The organism is Candidatus Mycolicibacterium alkanivorans, from assembly GCF_022760805.1.
Classification (GTDB): domain Bacteria; phylum Actinomycetota; class Actinomycetes; order Mycobacteriales; family Mycobacteriaceae; genus Mycobacterium; species Mycobacterium alkanivorans.
Genome location: NZ_JAIVFL010000001.1, coordinates 3,440,044 through 3,457,199, shown reverse-complemented (window position 1 = coordinate 3,457,199; position 17,156 = coordinate 3,440,044). Strand labels below are relative to the sequence as shown.

Sequence of the window (17,156 nt, the reverse complement as noted above, 5' to 3'; positions counted from 1 at the left end):
CATGCCGCTATCGATGGACGCGCTGGCCGACGATCTGGCGGCCGAGACCGCCGAACTTCGCGCCACACTGGGGGCGATGACTCCCGCCGATTGGCGGCGCCCCACACCGGCGCGGGGCTGGTGTATCGGCGACCAGGTGTCGCATCTGGCGTATTTCGACGACGCCGCGGTGCAGGCGACGACCGACCCGGACGGCTTTCTGGCTGAGTTGGCGCGGTGGAACGCCGAGGGTGGGGTGAACCCGGACACCATCTGCGCGCGATTCCGAGACCTGCCCGGCGAAGCCCTGCTGGCGTGGTTCGACGAGGCCCGCACCCGGTTGCTGACGAGCTTCCGCCGGATCGACCCCGCCGCGCGGGTGCCGTGGTTCGGCCCGTCGATGAGCGCCGCGTCGTCGCTGACCGCACGGCTCATGGAGACCTGGGCGCACGGCCAAGACATCGTCGACACGCTCGGCCTTGATCGCAAACCCACCGACCGGTTGCGGCACGTCGCACACCTGGGGGTGCGGGCTCGAGCGTTCAGCTACACGGCCAACGGCCGGCAGGCACTCGACCTGCCGGTGCGCGTCGAGCTCACCGCACCAAGCGGCGCGACGTGGAGTTGGGGCCCGCACGACGCCGCAGATCGGGTAAGCGGGCCCGCGCTGGACTTTTGCCTGGTGGTGACCCAACGCCGCCACCCCGAGGACGCCGCGTTGGCGATCACGGGGCGCGCGGCAGGGGAGTGGATGGCCATCGCCCAGGCTTTCGCCGGACCCCCGGGAGCGGGACGGCAGCGGGGACAGTTCCGATGACGGCGACAGCCGATCGTGCCTCGGTGGTGCGGATCGCCAACTGCTCTGGCTTCTACGGTGACCGCATCGCTGCCGCGCGCGACATGGTCGAGGGCGGACCTATCGATGTGCTCACCGGGGATTATCTGGCCGAGCTGACCATGCTCATCCTCGCCAAGGCCCAACAGAAGGACCCCGCCGCCGGATACGCCAAGACATTCCTGACCCAGATCGAGCAGGTGCTTGGCACTTGTTTGGATCGCGGTATCCGCGTCGTGGCCAACGCCGGCGGGCTGAACCCGGCGGGCCTGGCCGATGCGGTGCGCGACGTGGCGGCCAGGCTTGGGCTTGACGCGCGGGTGGCCCACGTGCAGGGCGATGACCTGCGCGCAAAGTTGTCGGCCGTCACCCCGGCGGTGCGCGGCGACCCGGTGTCGGCCAACGCCTACCTCGGCGGGTGGGGGATCGCTGCCGCCCTCGACGCGGGAGCTGACGTGGTGGTGACCGGTCGGGTCACCGACGCGTCGCTGGTTCTCGGGCCGGCGGCGTGGTGGCACGGCTGGGCCAGCGACGACTGGGACGCGCTGGCCGGCGCGGTCGTCGCCGGGCATGTCATCGAGTGCGGGCCGCAGGCGACCGGCGGCAACTACGCGTTCGGCGAGGAACTGCCCGACCTGCGCTATCCGGGGTTTCCGATCGCCGAGGTCGGCCCGGATGGGTCGTCGGTGATCACCAAGCACCCGGGCACCGGCGGGTTGGTGTCGGTCGGCACGGTCACCGCGCAGCTGCTTTACGAGATCGGCCCACCGGCCTACCTCGGCCCCGATGTCACCACACACTTCGACACCATCACACTCACCCAGGCCGACCGGGACCGGGTCGCGATCTCCCGGGTGCGGGGCAGTCCGCCGCCGCCGACGCTGAAGGTGGCGCTGAATGACGCCGGTGGTTTCCGCAACACCATGACGATGGTGATCACCGGCCTTGACATCGAGGCCAAGGCCGCCCGCGCGGAGGCGATGCTGTTCGACGTGCTGGGCGGACGCGACCGCTTCGCCGAAGTCGACGTGCGGCTGCTGCGCTTCGACACCGCCGACGCGCCCACCAACGAGCAGGCCAGCGCGCACCTGCGGGTCACCGTCAAGGACCCCGACCCCGCGAAGGTGGGCCGGCGATTCTCCAATGCGGTCATGGAACTGGCGTTGGCCGGCTATGCGGGATTCCACACCACCACCCCGCCCACCTCGGAGTCGGCCTACGGGATCTACCGGCCCGCGGCCGTGCCCCGCGCGATGGTCGAGCACGTCGCGGTGCTGCCCGACGGCGTGCGCCGTGTGGTGCCCGATCCCCCCACCGTGGCGGCGGCGCGGGTGGGCGACCGGGTTTCCGCAGCGTGTGCGCGCCCGCCGGCCGGGCCGGCCCGCCCCGCCCCGCTCGGCCGGGTCTGCGGGGCCCGCTCCGGCGACAAGGGCGGCGACGCGAACATCGGGCTATGGGCACGCGACGACAACGGGTACGCGTGGCTGCGCGAGTACCTCACCGTGCAGCGGCTGCGCGAACTGCTCGGCCCCGAGGTCACCAACCTGAAGATCGACCGATTCGACCTGCCCAACCTGCGCGCGATCAACGTCGTCGTGCACGGCCTGCTCGGCGACGGGGTGGCCTCCTGCACCCGACCCGACCCGCAGGCCAAGGGGCTGGGGGAGTACCTGCGCAGCCGCGTCGTCGACATCCCCGAGGCGCTGCTCGACGCATAGGCCGACCACAGACCGCCCGACGGCCGGGACGGGTGCCCATCCGCGCGGTTGATCAGTCGACGAGTTCGACGATGGTCGCGTTGGCCATGCCGCCGCCCTCGCACATGGTTTGCAGCCCAAACCGAATGCCCTGATCACGCATGTGATGCACGAGCCTGGTCATCAGGATCGCCCCCGACGCGCCCAGAGGATGTCCGACCGCGATCGCGCCGCCCAGCGGATTCAGCCGCGCCGGATCGGCACCAGTCTCCGCCAGCCAGGCCAGTGGCACCGACGCGAACGCCTCATTCACCTCAAACGCCCCGATATCGCCTATCGACAACCCGCCACGGCGAAGCACCTTCGCCGTCGCCGGGATCGGTCCCGTCAGCATCACGACCGGATCATTTCCCGCCACCGCGCCAGCATGGTAGCGGACGACGGGGGCCAGGCCGAGTTCTTTGGCCCGCTCGGGCGAGCTGACCAGGACGGCGGCGGCCCCGTCCGCGATCTGTGAGGCATTACCGGCATGGATGACCCCGTTTTCAAGGAAAGACGGCGTCAGTTTCGCCAGCTTCTCGACGGTGCTGCCGCGGCGCAACCCTTCGTCGGCGGCCAGACCGGGGGCTTCCGGGACCGCGACGAGCTGGCGGTCGAAGGCGCCGGAATCGATAGCCGTCGCCGTCTTGGCATGGCTCGCGCAGGCAAACTCGTCGAGCGCGCTTCGAGAAAAGCCCCATTTCGCCGCGATCATCTCGGCTCCACGGCCCTGATGGAAGGTCCCTCCCTCGAGGGCCATCTCGTAGCGGCGCAGCAGCCGTGGCCCGTAGGGCAGCCCGACGTCGCGACCGGCGCCTAACGGAACCCTGCTCATGCACTCCACGCCGCCGGCGACGACGAGATCGTACTGGCCCGACATCACCATGGCGGCCGCGAAATCCAGCGCCTGCTGGCTGGAGCCGCAGGCCCGGTTCACCGTGGTGCCGGGTACGCTGTCGGGCCAACCGGAGGCCAGCGCCGCCGAACGGCCCACGTTCGCCGACTGGTCACCGACCTGGTTCACGCAACCCCAGATGACGTCGTCGATCAGGGCAGGGTCCACACCGGTGCGCTCGACCAGCGCCTCCAGCACCCGTGCGGACAGGTCCACTGGGTGCACATCGGCCAGCGCACCGCCCCGCTTGCCGATCGGCGTCCGTACCGCTTCGACGATCACCGCCTCAGGCATACCAACCCTCCCTATTACCTCATAATAATTATTATGATGATATCTGACGAGACGGATCCAACTCCAGGCTTCGTGCTCGCCAATTTCGTCTACCGTCGGCGCATTGACCACATCTGCGGGGCGCGCTCGGTCTGTACAGCCACGTCCCAGCCCAGTGCCGGGGGCCCTGTCTCCAGCCGGAAGGTGCGCGCCATGGCGCGGGCAAGCGAAGGGTCTTTCGCCGCTTCGCGGGCGAGTTCGAACGCCCGGTCCTCGACGGCCTCGTCGGCAACCGACTCCCACGCAAGGCCCAATTGCGCCGCGCGGTCCCCATTGATCTCCGCGCCGCACAGGGCCATCGCGGCGGCCGCCTCGCGGCCGGCGAGGCGGGACAGCAGCACGAAGTGTCCCCCGCCCGGGTGCAGACCGATGCGCTGGAAGCCCGACATCAGCCGCGCGGTGCGAGCCACGATCCGCAGGTCGGTGGCCATGGCTAGGTTTAGGCCCGCTCCAACGGCCGGGCCGCGGACGGCGGCGATGGTCACCGCCCGCACCGACCCGATCCGGGTGAACGCGGCATAGATGGCTGACAGGCTGGCATACGTGTTCTCGTCGGCTGGGTCGGATCCAGCGTTGCCGAGCGTCGTGGTGTGCGCTCCCGCGCAGAATGATCCGCCGGAGCCGCGGATCACCAGCGCGCCGATGGAGTCGTCGGCGTCGATTCGATCGGCGGCGGCGACCAGTTCCCGGGACATCTCCGGTGTCAGCGCGTTGCGCCGCTGCGGCGCGGCCAGGGTTAGGGTGGCCACGCCGCTTTCGACGGTGAGCTCGATCTCCACGGTTCCTCCGTTCAGGCGGGTTACATGCCGGTGATCGTCGGCCAGAGCCCGTCGCCGCCACCCGCGATGACAACGCGGCCCAGCTCTCGGGCCCAGTGTTCGGCGGAACCGCACTCTTCGCGCCAGGCCCACAGCCGGCGGGTCAGGTGATGTAGGCGGTGTTCCTGGGTAAACCCGATCGCCCCGTGTACCTGATGGGCAATCCGCGCCGCTGGTCCGGCCGCGGCGCTGGTACGCGCTTTGGCCGCGGCTATGGCCAAGGTCGCGCTGTCCGGATCGGCAGCCACTGCGGCGACCGCAGCCTGGGCGGCGGCGCCGGCACCGGCAGCCAGACCGGCCAACTCGGCGATCTGATGGGCCACGGCCTGAAACTGCCCGATGGGCCGACCAAATTGGACCCGCTCCCCGGCGTAGCGCACCGTGGCCTCCAGCACGGAATCCAGGGCACCGGAGAGTTGGACCGCGCGGGCGAGCGCACCAAGTCGGCGCAGGTGGCCCGCGGTGCCTGGCGGAACTTCGGCAATCGCTGAGCGGGGTATCCGGACTCCATCGGCTGCCAGGTCGTCGCGCGGCTCACCGGCCAGATTGTCTATGCCCGTCAATCGGCAGTCGGCAGGGTCGACAAGCGCCGCCAGCGCCGGCTGCGGATCGTCGGTGACTACCAGCACGCGTTGGGACACCCGCGCATACGGCACCCGGTTCGCGACGCCGCGGAGGACGGCTCCGGCGCCGTCCGGCGTGAGGGTCAGACCAGCGCCGTCGGCGACCGTCACCGGCCCATCGGGCAGGGCCAGACCCGACGCGGTGCACCCGGCGGCCACCGGGAACAGCGCCTCCGCCAGCGGGACGGGCGCGGCGTGCCCGGCAGCGACACGCAGCACCGTGGCGGCGTCGGCGATCCCACCGCCGGCGCCCCCCAGCCGTTCGTCGACCCCGATCCGGGTCAGCCCGATTTCCTCCAGCCGCTGCCAAATCTCCGGGCTCCACGAGCCTTCAGCCGCGGAAACCAGCTCCGAAGTGCAGTGCCGGTCCAGCAGATCCGCTACGGTGCGTTCGACCAGATCGACGTTGCTCACCGCAACCCCAGCCCTCGCGCCACGATGCCGCGCAGCACCTCGTTCGTGCCTCCGCGCAAGGTGAAACCAGGCGCGTGCAATACCGCCCGGGCTAACTCCCGTTCGAGCGGATGAGGCGAGTTTCGGCTTGGCTCGACCTGCGCCAGCGCCCGCACGACATCGATGATTTCGTTTTCCAACGTGGTGCCCGCGTCCTTCACCAAGGCGGCGACGACATCGGGAGCTTCCCCCCGATCAAGCGATCCGGCGATTTGCAGCGAGAGCCGGCGCAACGCCCACAGCTGCGCCACGAGTGCGCCGACTGCGGTCGCCTGACGCTCATTATCGGGGTCGGCGCCGCGCACCAGTTCGCGCAGCAGCGGCAGCGTCGACAGGAACCGTTCCGGCCCGGAGCGCTCATAGGCCAGCTCGGAGGTGACCTGCCGCCAGCCCGCGCCGACCTCGCCCAGGATCATGTCGTCGCCGACTCGGACGTCGTCGAGGACGACCTGATTGAAGTGATGCTCGCCGTCCAGCAACCGGATCGGTGTGATCGTCACTCCCGGCGCGGTCAAGTCGACGATGAACTGGCTGAGGCCCGCGTGCCGGTCCCCATGCTGCAGCGGCGCCGTCCGGCACAACGCGATCATGTAGTGGCAGCGGTGGGCCTGACTGGTCCAGACTTTGGTCCCGTTGAGCACCCAACCGTCTCCGTCGCGTCGTGCGGCAGTCCGGATGGAGGCGAGATCCGAACCGCTGTCCGGCTCGCTCATCCCGATGGCGAAGAAGCATCGGCCCGCAGCCATCGCGGGAAGGAACCTCTCGCGCTGCGACTCAGTGCCAGAGCGCAGCAATGCCGGCCCGCTCTGCCGGTCGCTGACCCAGTGCGCCACTACCGGCGCTCCGGCCGCGAGCAACTCCTCCACGACGACGAACCGATGCAGTGCTGGACGCTCATGACCGCCGTAGCGGCGCGGCCAGGTCATCCCGAGCCAGCCGCGATCCCCGAGGCGCGCCGAGAAGGCCGGGTCGAAACCGGCCAGCCAGGCGTCAGTCTGCGGCTCGAACGCGCCTCGGCGCCGCTCTTCGTCGAGGAATGCCCGAACCTCGTCGCGCAACCGTTCGGCCTCGACGGGAAGCTCGACGTCCGGCAGCCGTAACAGCGGCGACGCCATCGTTGACGTCGCCATCAGCTGACCGCCTGCGAAGCGAGGGTCGGTCCCGATCCGTCGCCGCACGGGGTGTGCGCGCACCGATCATGCGGAATGACAGTCACGATCCCTTCCTTCCGGGCTAGAGCTGGGCGAGCCGGGGAGGTATTCCGATGTCCGGTGGCCATGGTGTCAAGATTACCCCATAGATCGTAATCATTATGATCTGGCTCCCCTGACCCCTACGACTCGGAGCCGCCGGCCGGTATACCGCCGCGGCACGACAGAATGCCATAATCATTCGAACGAATTAGACAAACACGACCCGGTGAGCGGGCAGTCAGACGTTCACTGCACGGCAGTGCCGTGCCGATCGCAGGAGAACCGACATGGCGACCAACCCGTCGCGGTTGCTTTCCTCGTCCGAGGACAGGCTCCCGGTTGAGGAACCGATTCCCGCTAGCGAGATGCCGCTCAGTTTGGTCGGCATCCCATGAATTCGCCGGTGACGGTGAAGGAAGCCGGATTCGGTGTGATGCTGCCCAATTTCGATCCCTTTCGGCTCGGCACCCCGCCGCTCCTGGCCGCCGCCCGCCTCGCTGAAGACCTGGGGTTTGACTCAGGTTGGGTCGGCGATCATCTGAGCTTCCATCCGCCGATCTTGGAACCGTGCGGGGCGCTCGCCGCCGTCGCTGCCGTCACTCAGCGGCTGGTGTTGGGCACCGGCGTGCTGCTCCTGCCGATGCGCAATCCGGTATGGACAGCCAAGCAGCTCGGGACAGTCGCCGCGCTCGCGCCGGACCGCCTGATCGTGGGAGTTGGTGTGGGAGGGGAGAACCCGGCGGAGTTCGAGGCCGCCGGGTACCCCGTTGCACAGCGTGGCCGCAGGCTCGACGAGGCGATGGTTGTCGTCGACGCGCTGCTGCGCGGCGAGGCCGTGGACCATCCGGGCCCGTTACTTCCGGTGCGTTCGCCGAGGCTGGAGCCGGTGCCATCGTCTCGCCCGCCGCTGGTGGTCGGTGGCCGATCCGTTCACGCGGTGCGGCGCGCGGCCCGGCTCGCCGAAGGCTGGTTTGCGGTGTGGCTGAGTCCCCGTCGTGTGCGTGCGGCGGTCGAAGATCTGCGGGCGCACGCAGAGGAGTTCCGCAGGCCGGTGTGCACAACGGTGATGTTGATGTTCGCGCACATCACCGAAGACGCGGAAACCGGTCGCGCCGAACTTCAACGATTCGTCGCGGGACAGTACGGCATGCCCGTCGAAGCAATCGAGAAATGGTGTGCCATCGGAAGCGAGGCGCGGGTGGCCGACGCGCTCGCGGAGTACCGCGATGCCGGCGCCGAGTCGTTCGTGATGATGCCGACCGCCGCCAACGTGCTGGCACAGTACGATCGCCTCGCCGCGGTTCGGGAGCGGCTTGCGACGTCCGTCTGATGAGTCGATCGCGTCGCCAGACCGAACTCGCAGCTGCCTACGGAACGAACTCACGTCCCAGTAGATGGCCGGGCAACCAGCTTGGCAACCCGCGCCGCGCCGTTCCATCGGCGATCTCGAACGCCAACGCGTCGCGCAGCCACTGTCCTTGCAGACCGTCGGTTCCCCATCCAGCGTGGCCGAAGGTCAGCAGCGCCTGGTTCATGACCTCACCCGCGGTCTCGGGCGCGAACCACTTCGCCATGTTCGCGGCCGGGCAGGGGAAACCGACCCTGGGTGCGCTCGCCACGACCCCGAGAGTGCCGTTTGGATAGCAATCATTGAGATCTAACCCCTTGATCGATCACCCGGCACCCGCGACCGCAGCCGTCAGCCGATTTCGATGATCCGGGTGAGCCAGCTCGCAGATCGCCGCGGTGCGTTCGACCGTGTCGAGTCCCCGCAGGTCGGCGGCACCGTACTCGGTCACCACCCAATGCACGTCCGCGCGCCCGGTGGTGACTGGACCGTCCACGCGGCCCACAATGCGGGAGACCGATCCGCGGTTGGCGGTCGACGGCAGCGCCACCACGCCTACCCCTCCCGCAGACATCGCCGCGGCGCGTAGGAAGTCGACCTGACCGCCGATCGCGCCGCGCCGTCGGCCGCCGATCACCTCCGCATTGACCTGGCCGGAAAGGTCGACTTGCAGGGCCGAGTTGACGGCGACGAAGCGAGCGATCCCGCCCGCGACCGCCGGGTCGTGCACGCGCTCGACCGGCCGCAGCTCGACGGCCGGGTTGTCACGCAGAAACTCATACAGCCGGTCGGTGCCCACGGCGGTGCCGGCAACCACGGCTGGCCCGCCCGGCTCCCGAGCTAGCGCACCCGACTCGGAGAGACCCACGACCCAGTCCCCGACCAGGCCACTGTGCACCCGCAGGTTCCGGTGCCCACGCAGCGCGGTCGCGACCGCCGAGGCCAGGCCGCCGATCCCCAGTTGTACGGTGGCGCCGTCGGGCACCAATTCGGCGACCTGCGCGCCGATTTGCGCGGTCACCGGATCGGGCTCCGGGTCTGGAATCTGGATCAAACAATGGTCTGCGGTCACGGTGGCGGCCAGACGCGAGGGCGGGACCGGCGGCGAGCCGCGCGTGCGGGGTACGGCCGGGTTGACCTCGCCCAGCACGACGCGGGCGACATCGAGCGCAGCGGCGAGGTAGTCGACCGTGACGCCCAGGCTGTGGTTGCCGTCAGCGTCCGCCGGGGTCAGCTGACACAGCACGACGTCGGCACGCAGACGGCCCGACCGGAGCAACTCGGGCAGCGCAGACATATGACAAGTGATCACCTCGAGCGGCATGTCGGCCGCAGCGCCGAGCGCGCCATAGGAGCGCAATCGAAGCCCAGGGGCCGCCAGACGCGGGTTGTAGGTCAGGCCTACGAATCCGACGACCCCACCCAGCCGCTCGGCCTGCTCGGCCAGTGCCGCGGTGAGCGTCAGCGGCTCGCCGGCACCCTGGCCCCACAGAATCGTGTCGCCCGGCCGCACGAAGCGGCTCAGGTCGATGTCGGCCGCGGGCACCGTCGGAACCGGCCAGCGGATGCGCTTACCCTGATCGCCCACGCGGGTTCAGCGCTGCGGCCTCAGTTGCTCGGCCCACGATCGCAGCGTGTAGCGCATGAACTTCCCCGTGCTGGTCAGCGGGAACGACTCGACTATCTCGACCGCCTCCGGCCACTTCGTCCGGCTGACGCCCTTCTTCTCCAGGAACGCGGTAAGTTCGGCGAGGTCGAGGTGGTTGCCCGGTGTGCTCGGGACGATAAACGCCGCGGGCCGCTGACCGAGCCGTGCATCGGGCATGGCCACCACCGCCGCCTGACTCACCCCCGGGTGCTCGTAAAGCACCTCCTCGACCTCCCGTGGATCGATCTTGTACCCACCCCGGTTGATGAGGTCGTCGCGACGTGTCACGAAATATCCGTAGCCGTCGGCGTCGATGCGGACCACATCGGCCGACCGGAACCAGCCGTCGGCGGTGAACATCTTGGCCGTCGTCTCCGGCTGGCCGTAGTAGCCGACGATGAAGCTGGGCCCACGCGCCCACAGCTCACCCTCTCCCGGCAACGGCACCTCGCGCTCGGCCTCGCCCGCCTCGACCACCTCCATCAGCCGGTGCTCCACGCCGCGGATGGCCTTGCCGAAACTTCGGCTGGTGATCGAGATCGGGTCGCCGGGCCGCGTCATGTGGGTCACGCCTGCCTCGGTGTAGCCGTAGAACGCGTTTACATCGGCGCCGAGGTCGGCGTTGAGCCGGTTGAGGATGTCGGCCGGGCACGGGGCGCCGGCATAGCAGATCCCGCGCACCGAGCGCACATCACGCTCGCGCAGCTGCGGAAACCGGGCGAGGTCGATCAGCATCGGGGGGGCCCCGAGCAGGTAGCTGGGGCGGTCCCGTTCGAGCAGTTCGACGCAGCGGCCCGCATCCCAGGCCGCCAGCAGGGTGAACGCCGCCCCCCGGTGCAATGCGGAGAGCACGCCGATTCCCAGGCCCGTCAGATGGGCGATCGGGGTGACGATGATCCACCGCGCGTCGGCGGGAAACCCCTGATCGGCCTCGAAGTTCCGGATCCAGAAGAGGTTGTTGGCGTGGGTGTGCAGCTCGGCCTTGGGCCGTCCGGTGGTACCGGAGGTGAACATGACGAAAAACGGGTCGGCCCCCGTCGGGCGCAGCGCTGCAAGGTCACGTTCGGGGCCTTCGGCGCTGACGAGGTCCTCGAAGCGGATCGTCCCGGCCGTGCCGGCACCGCCGACGGCGATCACGTGCTCCAGTGTGTCGATCCGCTCGCGCATCGCCAGAGCCAGTGGGACGTACTCGCGGCTTCTGAGGCGCTCCGGCACGACAAGCGCCCGCGCCCCCGTGAGACCGAGCACATAGTCGAGCTCATGCTCGTCGTAGGCCATGTGGCAGAACACGGCCAGGAGTCCGGCGCGCGCACAGGCCAACAACGTCAGGCAAAACTCGCTGGTGTTGGGCAGCTGCATGGCCACCCGGTCGCCCGGGCGCAGACCCAACTCCAGCAGCGACCGCGCCAGCCAACGCGTGCGTTGCTCATACTCACCGTAGGTGGTCCGACGCCCATCCTCGTCGAGGATCGCCAGCGCTTCTGGGCGCTCGGCGGCATGCCGCTCGAGGTCGTGCACAAAACTCTGTTCGGTCCAGGCTTCCTCGTCGACATAGCGTCGCAGAACCTCGCGCGTGACCCAGGTGTCCTCGCGCGCGGCGAGCGCATCTAGCCGCGCATTCAGTCGATCGCCCACGTTCTCACTCCTGTTTCTCGTGCTGCTCCGCACAGTGCGGCGCATGTCCTGCGCGGCGGGGGCACCGAAGGCGTTGCGAACTTGCTCTTCGGTCGAGACGACCCGGCGCTGCGGCTACCACCGGCCGATTCGTTATAAGCATACTGAGGTATAGTACAGGCTTTGTGATCCCTGTCACCTCACCCTGTGGGCGTGCGTATCAGACGATTGGCAGGTGCGTGCATGACGGTATCGACGGCTGACGAGGGAGGGGCGATGGGTTCTTCAGACTCTGCTTCCAGCACGGGCAGGCCTTCCCTTGTTTGTTTCGGCGCCGACATCGATCAGCTGCGCGACGCGGCCGTCGCGGCGGAAAAGGCCGGCTTCGAGTCGGTCTGGGCCGCGGAGTTCTACGATCGATCCGCCACGATCGCCTTGGCCGCGATGGCCACCGTCACGTCGACCATCCAACTCGGCAGTGGCATCGCTTACGGGTTCGGGCGCACACCGCTGGTGCTCGCAGCTGAGGCCCGCGATCTCGACGCGCTCTCCCGCGGTCGGCTGCTGCTGGGCCTGGGCACCGGCACCACGCGCATGCAGCAGGACTGGCACGGACTTGATGGCCTGCACCCGGCAGCGCGCATCGAGGAACTTGTCGGCCTATTGCGCAACCTGTGGCGGCTGCACGAGGGCCCGATCGCCCACGACGGGCGCTTCTACCGCCTGCATGTCCAGCCGACCGCCGCGGTGTCGGCGCCGCTGCGCACCGACATCCCGATCTATCTCGCCGGCGTGAACCGGCGCATGGTGCAGGCCGCGGGCGCGGTGGCCGACGGTCTGGTCGGCCACCCCTTGTACACCCGTGATTACGTCGAGCAGGTGGTTCGGCCGATGCTGGCCGAGGGTGCCGCGCGCACCGGCCGGCGGCCGGATGTGCCCATCGCGGGATACCTCATTTGCTCGGTGGACCTCGACGAAGAGCGCGCCCGCGCCCGCGCCGCGGCGCAGATCGCGTTCTACTCGACCGTCAAGACCTACAACCCGATCCTCGAACTCGGTGGGTTCATGGGCGAAGCGGAGGCGATCCGCGCCGCGTGGAAGAAGGGGTCGAAGGAGGCCATGCTGGCCGCGGTCAGCGACCCGATGATCGACGCGATGGCCGTCGCCGGTACACCCGAACAGGTGCGCCAGCAGGTCGAGCAACGCTGGGCCGGTGTGTACGACCGAACCCTGCTCTACCCGCCGACCTTTGGCGGTGAGCCCGACCTTCGCTTGTTGATCGACAGCTTTGCCCAGTGAGCAGCCGCTGCACGCCTGACTCACAGCAGCGCCCGGCCTGCGCGGGCCGGCACAGGGTGAGGTAGCCGTCAGTTGACCCGCTCGAAGACCGCGGCCAGGCCTTGGCCACCGCCGATGCACATCGTTTCGAGGCCGTAGCGTGCCTTCCGGCGATGGAGTTCACGCGACAGCGTGGCGAGCATCCTGACCCCGGTGGCGCCGACCGGGTGGCCGAGCGAGATGCCCGAACCATGCACGTTGGTGCGGCCGAGATCGCCCTCGGTGAACTTCCACTCGCGCATCACGGCGAGCGCCTGGGCGGCGAATGCCTCGTTGAGTTCGATCACCTCCATGTCCGCGAGCGTCAGTCCGGCGCGGGCGAGAGCCGCCTCGGTCGCCGGCACCGGGCCGATGCCCATGATCTTGGGGGGAACCCCGGCGACCGCCCAGCTGACCATCCGGACGAGTGGACGAAGGCCGAGCTCGTCGGCCAGCTCGGCGGTGGTGACGAGGCACATCGCCGCGGCGTCGTTCTGGCCGCTCGAGTTGCCGGCGGTCACGGTGGCCTCGGGGTCCGAGGAGACCAGGATCGGTCGGAGTTTCGCCAGTGTTTCGAGCGTGGTGCCCGGGCGGGGATGCTCGTCGGTGTCGATGACGGTGTCACCGTTGCGGCCGGACACGGTGACCGCGACAATCTCTTCGGCGAGGACGCCGGCCTGCTGGGCGGCGACCGCGCGCTGGTGGGAGCTGACGGCGAGCCGGTCTTGCTCCTCGCGTGGGATGTGGTATTCGCGTCGGAGGTTCTCGGCGGTCTCGAGCATTCCGCCGGGCACCGGGTGGAAACGGCCGCCGGCTGTGGAGCGCGCTCGGACCAATGCATCGTGCATCCGAACACCGGTGCGCGCGCCGCCCCATCGGATGTCGGTCGAGTAGAACGCCGCGCTGCTCATACTCTCCGTGCCGCCGGCGACGACCAGGTTCTGGGCGCCGGTCAGCACCTGCATCACTGCGTTGATCACGGCCTGCAGGCCCGACCCGCACCGCCGGTCCAGGTGCTGTCCCGGGACGGTGACCGGCAGCCCGGCGTCAAGGGCGATCACCCGGCCTATCGCCGGTGCTTCGCTGTTGGCGTTGCAGTGCCCGAGGATCACGTCGCCGATCCGGTCCGGGTCGATGCCGGTGCGGTCCAGCAGGCCGCGCAGGGCGGCGACTCCCAGGTCGACGGCGGTGAGGTCCTTGAACATGCCGCCGTAGCGGCCGATGGGGGTGCGAACGGGCTCGCAGATGACGACGTCACGCATCGCTCCTGCCTTTCGGGGTGTCGGTTGCCTCGCGGCCGGTCACATCAGCCTCCGTGCGAGCGCGTTCAGGAGAGGTCATCGCAGGTACAGCCGCACTGTGTCGATCTCCTCGCGTAGCAGGCGGACATCCTCCTGGGTGGGCCGGGCCGTCTCACAGACGTCGGGTGCGACACCGATGTCCCAACCGGTCGCGGCCTTGACTTCCTGGACCGTGAGCCCCGGATGCACCTCGCTGATGAGCAACTCGCCGAACTTCTCTGGCCGGCGAAGGACCGCCATAGGAGTGATGACGGTCGACACTCCATGACCAGGGGGCACCATCCGGACATCCTCGTCGCGCACGCGCACCGGGCTGGGCGAGGTGCAGAAGTCCAGCCGTTGCGGAAGTGCACCGGGGTCGTGTCGGCGCAGCACGACGATGCATTCTCCGGCATTGGGCATGATCTCGGTGGCGCCACCGGCTCCGGGCAGCCGCACGCTCGGCTTGTCCCAGTCGCCGATGATGCTGGTGTTGAGGCTGCCCCAGCGGTCTACCTGCGCGGCGCCGAGGAAGCCCACGTCGATGTGGCCGCCCTGCAGCACGTAGCCGAAGAGCGCGTGCATGCTGATCACCGCCTCGGCGCCCGACACCAGAACGGAGTCTGCGATGCCCTCGGCCAGTGCCTCGGGGTGGGCGCCGCAGACGCCGGACTCGTACACCAGCTCGAGGCCGGGGTTGATCGTGCGCCGCGCCAGGTCGACGGCGAGGGTCGGCAGCCCTACACCGGCGAAGACCCGGGTTTTCCCGGCCAATTGGCGGGCAGCGACGGCGGCGAGGAACTCGGTGCTCGACGGGGCAACGGCGGAGGGCGGCGGAGTCGTCATGAGTGCTCCAAGACGGGGCTGGCCCGACGACCGTAGTTGACAGGCTGTGATGGCCGGTCGGCAACGCGGAGGCCCGTCCAGCGTTGCTCGCCGAGCCGCTCGAGGTACGCCTCCCGGTCGGGCACTTCGTAGACCCACTGGGAGAGCCACGCGAGGACTGCCGCGCGGTCACGGCTGATCGGCGTCCACTCGCGGTAGAAGGCGTTGTCGCGGTCGTAGTAGCCCTGGCTATACGACGGGTGCGCGCCACCCGGGCAGTGGGCGACCGCGGTGACGGCGTGCCCGGGGATGACAGTGCGGTTCGGATCCGACCTGATCACCTCGGCGTCGACGATCTCCTCGACGGTGACGATGACGGTGCGGGCGGCGTAGGCGGCCTCCTGCTGGGCGCCTAGGATGCCCCACATCTGAACATTGCCGCAGCGGTCGGCACGCTGGGCATGCACGACCGTGACATCCGGCCGGAGCGCGGGCACGACGTAGACATCGGGTCCGCCATACGGATCGCCGACCTTGCGGATCTGAGCGTTGAGCTTCGGCAGGTCACTGCCGGCATAGGACCGCAAGGGAAAGAACGGCAGGCGCGCGGCGCCCGCTTGGTAGCGGCAGACCATTCCGTAGTGGCTGTACTCCTCCACCTCGAGGGGTCTCGGGTCGGACCGCTCGATGCGCCGGCGCACTTCGTGCAGGGATCCGGCGGAACCGCTTGCGAAAAACGAGGCGACCAGCCCACGCGCACAGTCGGCCGCGATCAACTGGTCGGCCAACAGATCGGGCGTCATCCGGCAGAGCGTGAGCTCGCGGCGACCTTGGCGGATGATCTCATGGGCCGCCGCGAATGGAATCAGGTGGCCGAAGCCCTCCATGGCGATCACCATGCCGTCGGCCACATGAGCCGCGACCGCCGACGCGAGGTCGGTGACCTTGCTGGTTTCGGCCATGCGGGCTCCCTGAAGAACTTTGGTGGAGATGAAGCGACTTTCAGTGTCCCCGATGGGAAGGCTAAAACTCCAATACTTCTTGGCTGGTCGATTCATGCGCTCACTGGTATTAATCGTTCGCAACAGATGCGCCGCCCGACGGCAAAACGCCGCAGAATTCCAGCCTCGACCCTCACGTTCGACGACATCGGGGTTGCTGTCTGGCGACAGCCAGCTAAGTGGCGCTGGTCAGGGCCGCCGGAGCCGGCAACGAGTCAGTGCACTCCGTTTGGCAGGTCGGGCGTGGGCAGCGCCTCTTCCGAGGCACCCAAGACCTCGTGCAACGCCGGGTTGGTGTCGCCCTTTCGCCAGGCGAGCCTGGAGTACGTCGGCGTCCGGCCCTCCTTCAGCGGAACCACCGTGATGCCGTCTTGGGTAACGTTGACGACCGCGACGTCGACGGTGAAGGTGATTCCGACACCCGCCGCCACCAGCGCCATCACGGTCCACGAGTCCGGGGCGGTCTGCACGATGTTCGGCGGGTAGCCGGCGTCGTGGGCCGCGCGGGTGAACGCGTCGCGCAGGCTGGATCCGGGGTCGGCCGGCAGCGCGACGAATGCCTCGTCGCGGCACTCCGCCATGCTCACCAGATTTCGCCCGGCGAGCCGATGCCCCTTCGGGACCACGAGCACGTAGTGCTCCACGGTGACGATCCGGTGCGCGATCGCGGGCGGTTCCACCGTCCAGCGCACGATCGCGAGATCGAGACTCCCGTCCATCACCGAACGCAGCCCCTCGGCGGCATACGTCGTGCTCTGCAGGCTCAATTCGATGCCGGGAAGACGCTCGCGAACGAGCCGACCAAGCTGACCGACCAAGAGGTGCGACGACGGGCCGGCGAAGCCCATTCGGACGCGCCCGGTCTCGCCGCGGCCCGCCGATTGCACGGCGCGGCGCGCGGCGCGGCAGCTTTCGAGTGCCTGCCGTGCCGGATCGAGCAGGGCCTCACCGGCGCTGGTGAGCCGCACGCTGCGGGTCGTGCGCTCGAAAAGGTGGGCCCCCAGGTCGCGCTCCAACTGTTTGATCGTGCGGCTCAAGGGGGGCTGGGCGACATGCAGCCGTTCGGCTGCCCGGCCGAAGTGCAGTTCCTCGGCGACCGCGAGGAAGGCCTCGATGTGGTGCAGCTGCATAGCTCGCAACTCTTGCACAATCGTCAACAATGCACTCCCAATTGAGCGCTGGACATGCAAAAGACGGTAGGTAATCCTCTGAGCTGTGACCGCTGACCTGCTGCCGCTCGACGCTTGACCGTGGTCGC

General features: G+C 69.0%; 15 protein-coding genes. 4 read left to right on the top strand and 11 right to left on the bottom strand.

Going from position 1 to position 17,156, the window contains the following annotated elements; translation table 11 throughout:
- Window position 1 precedes the first annotated feature (1 nt).
- Together K9U37_RS16935 and K9U37_RS16930 are read left to right on the top strand one after the other, a co-directional pair.
- On the top strand, window positions 2–796 hold the full coding sequence (locus tag K9U37_RS16935) for a TIGR03084 family metal-binding protein (RefSeq protein WP_243072677.1): 795 nt from the start codon (window positions 2–4) through the stop codon (window positions 794–796).
- Window positions 793–2,532, top strand: a complete 1,740-nt coding sequence (locus K9U37_RS16930; protein ID WP_243072676.1) for an acyclic terpene utilization AtuA family protein — start codon at window positions 793–795, stop codon at window positions 2,530–2,532. Before K9U37_RS16935 ends, K9U37_RS16930 begins: the two co-directional genes overlap by 4 nt.
- 52 nt (window positions 2,533–2,584) lie before the next feature.
- On the opposite strand, the gene K9U37_RS16925 is transcribed toward K9U37_RS16930, so the two are convergent.
- From K9U37_RS16925 to K9U37_RS16910, 4 genes are all read right to left on the bottom strand, one after another.
- Window positions 2,585–3,739 (bottom strand): thiolase family protein, encoded by a 1,155-nt coding sequence (locus K9U37_RS16925; RefSeq protein ID WP_243073428.1) that lies wholly within the window; start codon window positions 3,737–3,739, stop codon window positions 2,585–2,587.
- Between the two features lie 89 nt (window positions 3,740–3,828).
- A complete protein-coding gene (locus K9U37_RS16920; RefSeq protein ID WP_243072675.1) occupies window positions 3,829–4,557 on the bottom strand; it encodes an enoyl-CoA hydratase-related protein in 729 nt (242 codons plus the stop codon).
- A gap of 20 nt (window positions 4,558–4,577) precedes the next feature.
- The gene (locus K9U37_RS20255) at window positions 4,578–5,633 is read right to left on the bottom strand and encodes an acyl-CoA dehydrogenase family protein (RefSeq protein WP_243072674.1); all 1,056 of its coding nucleotides are present in this window, start codon (window positions 5,631–5,633) and stop codon (window positions 4,578–4,580) included.
- Complete coding sequence (locus K9U37_RS16910; protein WP_243072673.1) at window positions 5,630–6,802, bottom strand: acyl-CoA dehydrogenase family protein; 1,173 nt, start codon at window positions 6,800–6,802, stop codon at window positions 5,630–5,632. Before K9U37_RS16910 ends, K9U37_RS20255 begins: the two co-directional genes overlap by 4 nt.
- 466 nt (window positions 6,803–7,268) lie before the next feature.
- Between K9U37_RS16910 and K9U37_RS16905 the strand changes: the two genes are divergently transcribed.
- Window positions 7,269–8,195 (top strand): LLM class flavin-dependent oxidoreductase, encoded by a 927-nt coding sequence (locus K9U37_RS16905; RefSeq protein WP_243072672.1) that lies wholly within the window; start codon window positions 7,269–7,271, stop codon window positions 8,193–8,195.
- Between the two features lie 37 nt (window positions 8,196–8,232).
- Here the strand turns inward: K9U37_RS16905 and K9U37_RS16900 are convergent, their stop codons facing one another.
- The 3 genes from K9U37_RS16900 to K9U37_RS16890 are packed head-to-tail and all read right to left on the bottom strand — an operon-like array spanning window position 8,233 to window position 11,496.
- Window positions 8,233–8,484, bottom strand: coding sequence for an acyl-CoA dehydrogenase family protein (locus K9U37_RS16900; protein ID WP_243072671.1), 252 nt, complete (start codon window positions 8,482–8,484; stop codon window positions 8,233–8,235).
- Between the two features lie 54 nt (window positions 8,485–8,538).
- Window positions 8,539–9,801 carry an acetyl-CoA hydrolase/transferase family protein gene (locus K9U37_RS16895; protein ID WP_243072670.1) on the bottom strand — a complete coding sequence of 421 codons (1,263 nt, stop codon included), beginning with the start codon at window positions 9,799–9,801 and terminating at the stop codon, window positions 8,539–8,541.
- Window positions 9,802–9,807: 6 nt separating this feature from the next.
- Window positions 9,808–11,496, bottom strand: coding sequence for an AMP-binding protein (locus K9U37_RS16890; RefSeq protein WP_243072669.1), 1,689 nt, complete (start codon window positions 11,494–11,496; stop codon window positions 9,808–9,810).
- 255 nt (window positions 11,497–11,751) lie between these two features.
- Between K9U37_RS16890 and K9U37_RS16885 the strand changes: the two genes are divergently transcribed.
- Window positions 11,752–12,774 (top strand): LLM class flavin-dependent oxidoreductase, encoded by a 1,023-nt coding sequence (locus tag K9U37_RS16885; protein WP_243072668.1) that lies wholly within the window; start codon window positions 11,752–11,754, stop codon window positions 12,772–12,774.
- 68 nt (window positions 12,775–12,842) lie between these two features.
- On the opposite strand, the gene K9U37_RS16880 is transcribed toward K9U37_RS16885, so the two are convergent.
- The 4 genes from K9U37_RS16880 to K9U37_RS16865 form a co-directional block, all read right to left on the bottom strand.
- Entirely contained in the window at window positions 12,843–14,054 is a 1,212-nt protein-coding gene (locus tag K9U37_RS16880) for an acetyl-CoA C-acetyltransferase (RefSeq protein WP_243072667.1), read from the bottom strand.
- Between the two features lie 75 nt (window positions 14,055–14,129).
- Window positions 14,130–14,918 (bottom strand): CoA-transferase subunit beta, encoded by a 789-nt coding sequence (locus K9U37_RS16875; RefSeq protein ID WP_243072666.1) that lies wholly within the window; start codon window positions 14,916–14,918, stop codon window positions 14,130–14,132.
- Window positions 14,915–15,859, bottom strand: coding sequence for a CoA transferase subunit A (locus K9U37_RS16870; protein ID WP_243072665.1), 945 nt, complete (start codon window positions 15,857–15,859; stop codon window positions 14,915–14,917). Before K9U37_RS16870 ends, K9U37_RS16875 begins: the two co-directional genes overlap by 4 nt.
- Before the next feature lie 254 nt (window positions 15,860–16,113).
- Entirely contained in the window at window positions 16,114–17,028 is a 915-nt protein-coding gene (locus tag K9U37_RS16865) for a LysR family transcriptional regulator (protein ID WP_243072664.1), read from the bottom strand.
- Between the last annotated feature and the right edge of the window lie 128 nt (window positions 17,029–17,156).